General features: G+C 72.9%; 11 protein-coding genes. 7 read left to right on the plus strand and 4 right to left on the minus strand.

Annotation, left to right across the window (positions count from 1 at the left end):
* Window position 1 precedes the first annotated feature (1 nt).
* The 4 genes from DER29_RS22480 to DER29_RS22495 all read right to left on the minus strand — a co-directional run bounded on the left by DER29_RS22480 (window position 2) and on the right by DER29_RS22495 (window position 2,975).
* Entirely contained in the window at window positions 2-787 is a 786-nt protein-coding gene (locus tag DER29_RS22480) for a 1-acyl-sn-glycerol-3-phosphate acyltransferase (protein ID WP_233600104.1), read from the minus strand.
* Window positions 788-864: 77 nt separating this feature from the next.
* Window positions 865-1,644 (minus strand): GNAT family N-acetyltransferase, encoded by a 780-nt coding sequence (locus DER29_RS22485; protein WP_121399668.1) that lies wholly within the window; start codon window positions 1,642-1,644, stop codon window positions 865-867.
* Window positions 1,645-1,760: 116 nt separating this feature from the next.
* Window positions 1,761-2,267, minus strand: a complete 507-nt coding sequence (locus tag DER29_RS22490; protein ID WP_233600105.1) for a hypothetical protein — start codon at window positions 2,265-2,267, stop codon at window positions 1,761-1,763.
* A 108-nt stretch (window positions 2,268-2,375) separates the two neighbouring features.
* Window positions 2,376-2,975, minus strand: coding sequence for a TetR/AcrR family transcriptional regulator (locus DER29_RS22495; protein ID WP_121399669.1), 600 nt, complete (start codon window positions 2,973-2,975; stop codon window positions 2,376-2,378).
* A gap of 51 nt (window positions 2,976-3,026) precedes the next feature.
* Between DER29_RS22495 and DER29_RS22500 the strand changes: the two genes are divergently transcribed.
* The 7 genes from DER29_RS22500 (at window position 3,027) to DER29_RS22530 (ending at window position 11,584) form a co-directional block, all read left to right on the plus strand.
* Entirely contained in the window at window positions 3,027-3,506 is a 480-nt protein-coding gene (locus tag DER29_RS22500) for a hypothetical protein (RefSeq protein ID WP_199729504.1), read from the plus strand.
* A gap of 95 nt (window positions 3,507-3,601) precedes the next feature.
* A complete protein-coding gene (locus DER29_RS22505) occupies window positions 3,602-4,264 on the plus strand; it encodes a hypothetical protein (RefSeq protein ID WP_121400121.1) in 663 nt (220 codons plus the stop codon).
* Window positions 4,265-4,395: 131 nt separating this feature from the next.
* Window positions 4,396-5,331, plus strand: a complete 936-nt coding sequence (locus DER29_RS22510; RefSeq protein ID WP_121399671.1) for an ABC transporter ATP-binding protein — start codon at window positions 4,396-4,398, stop codon at window positions 5,329-5,331.
* Window positions 5,328-6,140, plus strand: a complete 813-nt coding sequence (locus DER29_RS22515) for an ABC transporter permease (protein ID WP_121399672.1) — start codon at window positions 5,328-5,330, stop codon at window positions 6,138-6,140. Before DER29_RS22510 ends, DER29_RS22515 begins: the two co-directional genes overlap by 4 nt.
* Before the next feature lie 282 nt (window positions 6,141-6,422).
* Window positions 6,423-10,160, plus strand: coding sequence for a multifunctional oxoglutarate decarboxylase/oxoglutarate dehydrogenase thiamine pyrophosphate-binding subunit/dihydrolipoyllysine-residue succinyltransferase subunit (locus DER29_RS22520; protein WP_121399673.1), 3,738 nt, complete (start codon window positions 6,423-6,425; stop codon window positions 10,158-10,160).
* Window positions 10,161-10,438: 278 nt separating this feature from the next.
* Window positions 10,439-10,618, plus strand: coding sequence for a DUF6104 family protein (locus DER29_RS22525; protein WP_121399674.1), 180 nt, complete (start codon window positions 10,439-10,441; stop codon window positions 10,616-10,618).
* Between the two features lie 222 nt (window positions 10,619-10,840).
* A complete protein-coding gene (locus DER29_RS22530) occupies window positions 10,841-11,584 on the plus strand; it encodes a hypothetical protein (protein ID WP_121399675.1) in 744 nt (247 codons plus the stop codon).
* Window positions 11,585-11,662 lie beyond the last annotated feature (78 nt).

Raw genomic sequence — 11,662 nt, forward strand, 5'->3', positions numbered from 1 at the left:
CTCACGCCGCGTATCCGGCCGGCGCCCGCCCGACGGCGGCAGCGGGGACGTGCACGACCGACTCGGCCGCCAGGGCGAGCAGGCGCCGGTCGGCGTCCCGGGCAGGATGCAGGGCGGCGGAGACGCTCACCCGCACCTCCAGGCCCCGGGCGGCGAGCACCCGGCCCGCCGAGCGCAGCAGGTCGTCGTCCCCGACGAATGCGGCGGCCGTGGTCGGCACGCCGGTCGCGGCCCACCGGTAGCCGATCCGCAGCGGCACCACCGGCGCCCCGGCGTCGATCGCCGCCTGGAACAGCGCCGGACGAAAGCCCCGGCCGGGGCGGCAGGCGACCGAATCGGCGGTGCCGCACCAGGTCGTACCCTCCGGAAAGACCGCCACCGGGCTGCCGGCGCGCAGCGCGGCGGTGACCCGGGCGACCGTCGCGGGCAGGGCGCGGGGGCGGGCCCGGTCGACCAGGACCGTGCCGGCCGCCGCCGCGAGCAGCCCGACCAGCGGCCAGGACCGGACCTCCCGCTTGGCCACCATCCGGGCCGGCGCGACGGCCAGCAGCGCGAGCACGTCCAGCCAGGAGGCGTGGTTGGCGACCAGCAGCGCCGCCCGCCGGGGCGGCCGGCCGCGCACCACGAGGCGCACGCCGAACGCGCGCAGCGTCCACCGGGCCCAACCGCGCAGGGCCGCCGCCCGGTCTCCGGCCGGCAGCACCGGCAGCAGCAGCGCCAGCGCCGTGCCCGCCGACAGCATCCCGAGGACGGCGAGGGTCCGGCCCGCCCGCCGCGCGGGCGACACGGCCGGCACCTCGCCGGCCGCCGGGAGGCAGGTCGGCCCGCACCCCGAGGCGGGCAGCCAGAGGCGTCCGGCGGTGCTCACCGCCCGGCCCCGCCGAGGAAGTGCCGCAGGTAACGGGGGTTCATCCGGTCCAGGGAGAAGAGCACGTAGAAGTCGGCCACCCCGAAGTCCGGGTCGTACGCCGGCTCGCCGCACACCCAGGCCCCGAGGCGCAGGTAGCCGCGCAGCAGCGGCGGGACCGTGGCCCGCGCCGTCGGGCCGTCGGCCGCCGCCGGCCCGACGATCCTGTCCGACTCGGCGAACCAGGGGCGCCTCGGCCGTACGCGCAGCCGCGGCGGGGCCAGGTGCCGGGCCGCGACCTCGTCCCACACCCGCGCGACGGTCCCGCCCCCGTCGGCCACCGGCACCGACGCGCAGCCGCCGAGCCAACGCGACCCGCGCAGGTGCAGGTAGCGGACGATGCCGGCCCACATCAGGTTGATCACCGCGCCGGAGCGGTGGTCGGGGTGCACGCAGGACCGGCCGGCCTCGACCAGGTCGTCACGGAGCGGGTCGAGCCCGGTGAGGTCGAACTCGGTCGCGGCGTACCGCCGGTCGGTGCGGCCCGGCGGGAGCAGCCGGTACGTGCCGACCACCTCGCCGGTGCCCTCCTGCCGGACGATCAGGTGGTCGCAGTACGCGTCGAGGTCGTCGACGTCGAGCCCGGCGGCCCCCGGGCGCAGGGTGGCGCCGAGTTCGGTGGCGAACACCTCGTGACGGAGGCGTTGCGCGGCCGCGACCTCGCTCGGGTCGTCGGCGATCAGCAGGGTGTAACCGCTGGTCGTCAGGGGTGCGCCAGCGGCGTGCAGAACGGCCATGGGATCTGTGTAGGCGGCGCGGGTTGCCGGCCGGCGGGGTGAGGGATGTCGATGAGGTGAACGGCCCGTGCCGGGGTCGCGGTGGCGGGGTCGCGGTGGCGGGGCCGGCGCTCGTCTCAGCGGGTGGCGCGCAGGTCCCGGGCGAGGTGCGAGCGCCGGAACCCCACCGTGACCAGACGCCGCAGGTCGGCCCGGTTGTCGTGCATGAGCTGGACGTGGAAGTAGTTGACGTATTCCAGCGCGGCGAAGAGGCCGAAGGCCAGCCCCGGGTACGACCGCACGCCGGGTGCCCCCACGGCGGCCACGGCGCAGGCGCCGATCACGGCGGCCAGGAGGAACGGCAGGGCGGCGCGCGCGGTGACGAAGTGACGCCGGCCGGGCAGGCGCGCCTCCCCGCGGCGCAGTTGTCGCAGCTTGAGCGCCCAGTAGGCCGTACCCACCACGAGCAGGGCCGCGAACGCCCCGAAGCCGGCGAGGTTCGCCGCCGTCGGCGGCAGGCCCACCAGCTGGAACCACACCCACGCCTGCAGGGGAACGTTGAGCAGCTCCCAGCCGGCGAGGGAACGGAGCCGACGCCGGGCCGCCTCGCGGGTCGGGCCGGCCGGCAGGTGGGTCCTGGGCACGGCCCCAACAGTGGCACAGGCCGGACGGCCACCGGCGTGCGCCGGCTCCCCGGAAGGACGCTCGTTCCGGCCGGTCGCGGGCGACCGGATGTCGATCTCAGCCCCCGGTCACGGCGGCGACGCCCGCGCGGAGTCCGAGGGGCCGGACAGCAGCAGGGTGGCCGCTCGTCGTACGGCCTCGACGTCGTCCTCGCCGGGAGTGCCGTTGTCGCGCATGGCGCGGCGGGCGACCGCGTAGGGCAGGTCGACCACGGCCAGCACGACGTCAGCCGGGCGGTGCCCGGTGGCGTGGGCCATCGCGGTGAGGGCATCGCCGAGGGCGCGGTGGTGGGCCTGCGCCTGCTGGGCGAGCGCGGGTGAGGTGTCGCCGCGCAGCAGGTCGCGCAGGGCGTGGCGCAGGAGGAGGGCGGCGTCCTCGGGGTGGGCACGACACCAGGTCAGGACAGCGACCGCGGCGCGGACGCCGGCCTGCGCGTCGGCCGGGCCGAGGGCCTCCAGGTAGACACGGAGGAAGCGGTCCTGCGCGCGCAGCCAGGCGGCGGCGACGAGGTCGTCGCGGCGCGGGAAGCGGTGGTAGACCGAGCCGCTGGAGGCACCGGTGGCCAGGCAGACGGCACGGGCGGAGGCGGCGGCAGGCCCACCCGAGAGCACCAGGGTGCGGACGGCGTCGAGCATCGCATCGGTCGAGTGCTTGACCGGCTGCGGCATGACGTAGAGACTACCCTCTACTTGAACTAGCGAATGCTCTCTAGGGGAGTCATGATCCACAACACCCACGAGCGGCAGCTCGCGGCACCTCCCGCAGCCGTGGGCGCGTTGATCGACTCCCTGGCCACCCCGGACGACCGGCTGTGGCCGCGTGGACAGTGGCCGGCCATGCGGTTCGACCGCCCGCTCGGCGTGGGCGCCTGCGGCGGGCACGGGCCGATCGGCTACACCGTCGTCGCGTACCAGCCCGGGGCACGGATCCGGTTCGAGTTCTCCGCGCCGGCCGGCTTCCGCGGCCATCACGAGTACGAGGTCCTACCGGTCACCGACCAACGCTGCCTGCTGCGTCACTCACTCGTCATGACCACGAGGTGGCCGGCGTGGGTGAGCTGGCCGGCGGTCTACCGCCCGCTGCACGACGCCCTGATCGAGGACAGTCTGGACACGGCGGCTCATTACCTGGGACTGGCGGCGCCTCCGTCGCACCGCTGGACACGGCGGGTCCGCGCCCTCCGGTCGCTGCTCCGCTGACGGCGGCGCCCGTGCCGGGGCCGGGCCGACGGCGTGCGAGGCTGCCGGGGGCACGCGCCGGCGACGGGGCCGGGCGCCCTCGCCGGAGGTGAATGATGATCATCGAGTCGCGCTTCAACGGACCACCCGGCTCGGGCAACGGCGGCTGGAGCGCCGGGGTCTTCGCCGCCGCATCCGGCGCCCCGGGGGCGGTCGAGGTGACGTTGCGTCGCCCACCCCCGCTGGAGACCCCGCTCACTCTCGCCGACGGGGAGGTCCGCGACCCGCAGGGCCTGGCCGTCGCCCAGGTCCGTCCCACGGAGGACCCCCGGGCGGTGGTGCCGCCGGTGGACCTGCCGGCCGCGCGGGCCGCCTCGGCGGCGTACCCCGGGCTGGTCGACCACCCCTTCCCGGGCTGCTACGTCTGCGGCCCGGACCGCGCCGACGGGCTGCGGATCTTTCCGGGGCGGCTGCCGGACGGCCGTACCGCCGCGCCGTTCCGGGTGCCCGGGTCGGTCACGACCGCCACCGTCTGGGCGGCGCTGGACTGCCCCGGCGGCTGGGCGGTGATCGCCCCCGGCCGGCCGTACGTCCTCGGCCGGATCGCGGCGGTGGTCGCGGCGCTGCCGGAGCCGGGCGACGAGTGCGTGGTGACCGGCGTCATGGTCGGCGGCGAGGGCCGCAAGGCGCTCGTGCACACCAGCCTGTACGCCCCCGACGGCGCCCTCCTGGCCTGGGCCCGGGCAACCTGGATCGCCGTGGCCGACGACGCCCGATAATCGTTCCTGGGGATGAGGGCCTCCTGCCTGAGGCGGAGGTGGATCTCGGAAGTGCGCCTGATTGACCTGGTTGCGCCCGCCCGCCACGCTGTGTCACGGCGTACCCCGACGCCACCGCACGAAGGAGAGCAATGACTGACGGGCAGAGAAGCCCCACCGGTGACGGTCAGATCGTGGTGTCCGGTCTGACGAAGCAGTACAAGAACGTCCGGGCCGTCAACGACCTGTCGTTCACCGTTCAACCGGGGCGGGTGACCGGCTTCCTCGGCCCCAACGGCGCCGGCAAGACCACCACGCTGCGGATGCTGCTGAACCTGGTCACGCCGACCAGCGGGACGGCGACCATCGGCGGGCGGCGGTACGCCGACCTGACCGACCCGCTGCGGCACGTCGGCGCCGTGCTGGAGGCCTCCAGCGCGCACAAGGGCCGCACCGGCATCAACCACCTGCGGGTCATCGCCGCGGCGGCCGGGCTGCCGAAGCAGCGGGCCGACGAGGCGCTGGCGCAGGTCGGGCTCACCCCGGCGGCGAAGCGCAAGTTCAAGGGCTACTCGCTCGGCATGAAGCAGCGGCTCGGCATCGCCGCCGGGATGCTCGGCGACCCCCGGGTGCTGATCCTCGACGAGCCCGCCAACGGGCTCGACCCGGAGGGCATCCGGTGGATGCGCGGGTTCCTCAAGAACCTCGCACACGAGGGCCGCACGGTGCTGGTCTCCAGCCACCTGCTGTCGGAGATGCAGCTGCTCGCCGACGACGTGGTGATCATCGCGGCCGGGCAGCTGGTCCGGCAGGGCACGGTCGAGCAGGTGATCGGCTCGATGGCGCAGGGCGTCCGGGTCCGGGTGCGCACCCCGCAGGCCGACGCGCTGACCGCCGCCCTGAAGGAGGGGCCGGCCACCGTCGACGTCGACGAGCACGGCGTGCTGCTGGTGGGCGGCGTGGACGCCCCGACCGTGGGGCGGGTCGCCCTGACGGCGGGCGTCGAACTGCACGAACTGACCACGGAACGGCCCGACCTGGAACGGGTCTTCCTGGAGCTGACGGCCGGAAAGGCGGGCATCCGATGAACCTCGTCCGGTCCGAGCTTCTCAAGATCCGTACCACCAGCACGTGGTGGTGGCTGGCCATCGCCGCGTTCCTGTCGATCGCGCTGGCCTTCGCCTTCAACGCCTGGGTCGCCAACGAGACGTTGAACGGCAACGCCGAGGAGCTGGGCGTCACGGGCGACCAGGCCTCCGCGGCGGCGCAGGCCGCCAACCTCTACACCTCCGGGCAGTACCTGGGCCTGATGTTCGTGATGCTCATCGGCATCCTGATGGTCACCAACGAGTTCTTCCACCAGACGGCGACCACGACGTTCCTGGCCACGCCGCGGCGCACGTCGGTGATCCTCAGCAAGCTGGTCGCGGCCAGCCTGCTGGGCTTCGCGTTCTGGCTGGTGACCACGCTGATCGACCTGGCCGCCGGTGCGGTGTTCCTGTCGGCCAACGGCCACGGCACCCAGCTCGGCGAGTGGGCGGTGCAGCGGGCGCTGCTGCTCAACCTGCTGGCGTACGCGATCTGGACGGTCCTCGGCATCGGCATCGGCACGCTGATCACGAACCAGCTCGGCGCGGTGATCACCGCGGCGGTGCTCTACCTGGTCGGCACGCAGGTCGTCGGGCTGCTCTTCGTGCTGCTGTCGAACCTGCTGAACAGCGAGGCCGTGGTCAAGTGGCAGGTGATCTGGCCGGCCGTCGCCTCGACCGTCATGGTCAGTGAGGGCCAGACCGACTTCACCCCCGCGTGGTGGGTCGGCGCGCTCGTGCTGATCGGCTACGCGGTGGTGAGCGGCGTCGCCGGCGTCCTCATCACCCGGCGGCGCGACATCTCCTGACGCGTCCGGGCGATGGCGGCGGGGGTGGTGCCGGGCACCACCCCCGCCGCCGTGCGACGTGGGGCTCACCGCCACATCGGGCCCTACCAGCAGCCGACCACACCCGCAGCGTTTGGTGAACTTCTGGCATCTTCTGTGAAACGGGCCACGGGTCGGAGGCGGAAATGCCTGTGGCATCCGCACGGCGTAGCCTGGGAGCCGTCTCGTGCGCGCTGTGAAGGCAGGGCGGACACCGGACACCGCGTGACACACAAACCCGCGTGAAAGAGGCGATTACCGGCCGTGTCGACCCAGCAGACTTCGCAGGAGAACCCACTGGCGGGTTTCGGTCCGAACGAGTGGATCGTCGAGGAGATGTACCAGCGCTACCTCGCCGACCCCACCAGCGTCGATTCGGCCTGGCACGACTTCTTCGCGGACTACCGCCCGGCGCCCGGCGCCGGGAAGCCGCGCGGAGCTGAGCAGGCCCCGAAGCCGGCCGCCAAGCCGGAGCCCGCCGGCCAGCAGGAGGCGGCCGCCGCGGTCGCGCAGCCGGCGGAGAAGAAGCCGGCCGAGAAGAAGCCGGAGCCCAAGCCGGAGAAGCCCGCCGCCAAGGCCGCCCCGGCCAAGCCGGCGCCCGAGAAGGCGGCTCCCGCCAAGCCCGCGGCGACCAAGCCCACCGCCACCGGGCCGCAGACCACCCCGCTGCGCGGCGTGGCCGCGAAGATCGTCCAGAACATGGACGCCTCGCTGGCCGTGCCGACCGCCACCAGCGTGCGCGCCGTCCCGGCCAAGCTGCTGGTCGACAACCGCATCGTGATCAACAACCACCTCACCCGTGGGCGCGGTGGCAAGGTCAGCTTCACCCACCTCATCGGGTACGCGATGGTCCGCGCCCTGGTCGCCCACCCGGAGATGAACAACTCCTTCGCCGAGGTCGACGGCAAGCCGGTCATGGTCCGGCCGGAGCACGTCAACCTGGGCATCGCGATCGACCTGACCAAGCCGGACGGCAGCCGCAACCTGGTGGTCCCCTCCATCAAGGCCTGCGAGCAGATGGACTTCCGGCAGTTCTGGCAGGCGTACGAGGACGTGGTCCGGCGCGCCCGCCGCAACGAGCTGACCATGGACGACTACTCCGGCACCACGATCTCGCTGACCAACCCGGGCGGCATCGGCACCGTGCACTCGATGCCGCGCCTCATGCAGGGGCAGAGCGCGATCATCGGCGTCGGCGCGATGGAGTACCCGGCCCCCTACCAGGGCATGTCCGAGGCCACCCTCGCCGAGCTGGCCGTCAGCAAGGTCATCACCCTCACCAGCACGTACGACCACCGGATCATCCAGGGCGCCCAGTCCGGCGAGTTCCTGAAGGTCATGCACGAGCTGCTGCTCGGCGAGCACGGCTTCTACGACCAGATCTTCACCTCGCTGCGCATCCCGTACGAGCCGGTGCGCTGGATGCGCGACGTCGCGGTCAACAACGAGGGCCAGATCAACAAGACCGCCCGGGTGCACGAGCTGATCCACGCGTACCGCGTGCGCGGGCACCTGATGGCCGACACCGACCCGCTCGAGTTCAAGATCCGCAAGCACCCCGACCTGGACGTGCTCCAGCACGGGCTGACCCTCTGGGACCTCGACCGCGAATTCCCGGTCAACGGCTTCGCGGGCAAGCAGCGGATGAAGCTGCGCGACATCCTCGGCGTGCTGCGCGACTCGTACTGCCGGCGCGTCGGCATCGAGTACATGCACATCCAGGACCCGGAGGAGCGGCGCTGGATCCAGGAGCGGATCGAGCGCAAGTACGAGAAGCCGTCGGCCGACGAGCAGAAGCACGTGCTCAACCGGCTCAACGCCGCCGAGGCGTTCGAGACCTTCCTCCAGACCAAGTACGTCGGGCAGAAGCGCTTCTCGCTGGAGGGCGGCGAGTCGCTGATCCCGCTGCTCGGCGAGGTGCTGGAGGCCTCCGCCGAGGGCGGGCTGGACGAGGTCGTCATCGGCATGGCCCACCGTGGCCGGCTCAACGTGCTGGCCAACATCGTCGGCAAGCCGTACGAGAAGATCTTCTCGGAGTTCGAGGGGCACCTGGACCCGCGCTCCACCCAGGGCTCCGGCGACGTGAAGTACCACCTGGGCCAGAACGGCAAGTTCACCACCCCCGACGGCGACCACGCGGTCAAGGTCTCGGTGGTGGCGAACCCGTCGCACCTGGAGGCCGTCGACCCGGTGCTGGAGGGCATCGTCCGGGCCAAGCAGGACCGGATAGACCTCAAGCTGGAGGGCTACACCGTGCTGCCGCTGGCGGTGCACGGTGACGCCGCCTTCGCCGGCCAGGGCGTGGTCGCCGAGACCCTCAACCTCTCCCAGCTGCGCGGCTACCGCACCGGCGGCACCGTCCACGTGGTGGTCAACAACCAGGTCGGCTTCACCACCGCCCCGGAGTACAGCCGCTCCAGCCTCTACAGCACGGACGTCGCCCGGATGATCCAGGCGCCGATCTTCCACGTCAACGGCGACGACCCCGAGGCCGTGGTCCGGGTCGCCCGGCTGGCCTTCGAGTACCGGCAGGCGTTCAACAAGGACGTCGTCATCGACATGGTCTGCTACCGCCGGCGCGGGCACAACGAGGGCGACGACCCGTCGATGTCCAACCCCCAGATGTACAAGATCATCGACTCGAAGCGGTCCGTCCGGAAGCTCTACACCGAGGAGCTGATCGGGCGCGGCGACATCACCGTGGAGGACGCGGAGGAGCTGCTGCGCGACTACCAGTCGCAGCTGGAGCGGGTCTTCAAGGCCACCCGCGACGCGGCCACCACGCCGCGGCAGCTCAGCCGCCCCAAGCGGGAGGACGAGCCGGAGCCGCAGGTGGAGACCGCCACCGACGCGGCCGTCGTCAGGGCCGTCGGCGAGGCGCACGTCAACCTGCCGGAGGGCTTCACCCCGCACAAGCGGATCCAGCAGCTGCTCGACCGGCGGGCCAAGATGTCCGTCGAGGGCAACATCGACTGGGGCTTCGGCGAGATCATCGCGTTCGGCGCGCTGCTGCACGACGGGGTCACCGTCCGGCTCGCCGGGCAGGACTCCCGCCGGGGCACCTTCGTGCAGCGGCACGCCTCCGTGGTCGACTCCCGGACCGGCAACGACTACCTGCCGTTGCAGTCGCTCACCGGCGACGGCGAGCGGTCCCGGTTCTTCGTGCACGACTCCCTGCTCAGCGAGTACGCGGCGATGGGCTTCGAGTACGGCTACTCGGTGGAGAACATCGACGCGCTGGTGTGCTGGGAGGCGCAGTTCGGCGACTTCGTCAACGGTGCCCAGTCGGTGATCGACGAGTTCATCTCCTCCGGCGAGGTGAAGTGGGGCCAGCGCTCCGCGGTCACGCTGCTGCTGCCGCACGGCCACGAGGGCCAGGGCCCGGACCACACCTCCGGCCGCCCGGAGCGGTTCCTGCAGATGTGCGCCGAGGACAACATGCGGGTGTCCATCCCGACCACCCCGGCGAACTACTTCCACCTGCTGCGCCGCCAGGCGCTCTCGCCGAAGCGCAAGCCGCTGGTGGTGTTCACGCCGAAGTCGCTGCTGCGGCACAAGCTCTGCGTCTCCTCGGTGGAGGACTTCACCTCCGGCACCTTCCAGCCGGTGCTGCCCGACTCGGGCGCTCCGGTGCCGGAGCAGGTGAAGCGGGTGCTGCTCTGCTCGGGCAAGGTCTACTACGACCTGTTCCAGGCCCGCGCCGAGCGCGGTGTCACCGACACCGCGATCATCCGGATCGAGCAGCTCTACCCGATGCCGGTCGAGGAGATCCGGGCCGCCCTCGCGGCGTACCCGAACGCCGAGGACTTCGCCTGGGTGCAGGAGGAGCCGGCCAACCAGGGTGCCTGGTCGTTCGTCGCGCTCAACCTGCTGGAGCACCTGACGGACGTCCGGCTGCGCCGGATCTCCCGCCCGGCCGCCGCCGCGCCCGCCGTCGGCTCCGCCAAGATGCACGAGGTCGAGCAGACCGCGCTGATCGAGGCGGCCCTGCCCCGCCCGTGACCTGACGCACCACCCTGCGCACGGGGCAGAGCCGTCGACACGACGGCTCTGCCCCGCTCGCCGTCCCGCCCGGCCCGCCCGGCCCGCATGCGACGGCACCTGTCCGCACCGGCGCGAGAACCCGGCGGCGCCTGGCCACAACGGCACAAGCCCGACGGGGCCCGGCCACACCGGCGCGAGGATCCGGCGGGCCTGGCCCCACCGGCGCGAGGGTCCGGCGGGGTCGGCCCGCGTGGAGCGCCGGGACGCACACCGACCACGAGGAGGCAACGGAAAGCATGTACTTCACCGATCGAGGCATCGAGGAACTGGTCCAGCGCCGGGGCGACGAGCAGGTCAGCATGGAGTGGCTCGGCGAGCGCCTGCGCGACTTCGTCGACCTCAACCCCGAGTTCGAGACCCCGATCGAGCGCTTCGCCACCTGGCTGGCACGCCTCGACGACCCCGACGACGAGTAGCTCTACCCGAGTCGACAGGCGCGGCGTTACAGTGACGTCGGTCTGTCCGCTCGACGGGTCGGGGTACGGCATGGAGACGCCCAGCGGCGCCACGGTCGCGTCGGCCTGCGGCGCCCACCGCCGTCCCGCCCGCGCGCAGGCCCCGGAGCGGGCGGGGCGCCGGGGCGACCGGCAGAGGGCCCCGGAGCGGGCGGAAGCGCCGGAGCGACCGGCAGAGGCGCCGTGACCGACGCCTGGGCGGACGTCGCCGAGGTTCCCGGCGCGCGAAGGACGCTGGAACGACAGGGTCGCGTCCTGCGCGAGGAAATCCTCGGGGTCGCCGCCCACCTCGCCCCCGGGCAGAGGCTCCCCGTCCCGATGTCCCGGGAGCCGGAGGAGGACCTCTGGCACGAACCACTCTGGTACGCCCGCCGGGCGACGCTCCGTCTCACCACCGACTTCGGCTCGGCCGAGGTCGTCCAGCACATCGCGCACCGGCTCGCGGCGCAGGGCTGGCACACGAGTCTCGACGCCTCCTCGACGGCGGTCGCCACCGCGTCGGCCACCCGCGACGGCTTCTTCCTCTGGCTCATGGCGTTCCCCGGCTTGTCCCGGGCCGACCTCGGCGGCAGCACCCCGCCCGTCCTGCTCTACGCGGATCCAGCCGGCACCGCCATCGGCCCCCCTCCCCCTCCCGCGCCGCCGAAGCGGTTCGTACCGCCCGAGCCGGTCGTCACCGAAGCCACCCGCAAGCCCGGTCACGTGCTCTGCCTCGACTGCGACGGGATCGGCTGGTGCCCGGAGTGCCTCACCCGGGGATACCTCCTCGACGACAGCGGCGAAAAGCGGCGGTGCTTCGTCTGTTTCGGCTCGAAGATCTGCCAGATCTGCGGCGGCTTCGGCCAGAAGCGCCTCGCCGACATGCCCTCCTGGATGCGCCGCCAATACCCCCCACCGACCCCACCCAGCGGCACCCAGCGCCGTTGATCATGGCGTTGCCGGCAGCCGGTCCCGGCGTGTCGTGACGGCAACATCATGATCAACGAAAGGGGGGCGAAGGACCCG

The sequence above is a fragment of the Micromonospora sp. M71_S20 genome (assembly GCF_003664255.1).
Lineage (GTDB): Bacteria > Actinomycetota > Actinomycetes > Mycobacteriales > Micromonosporaceae > Micromonospora.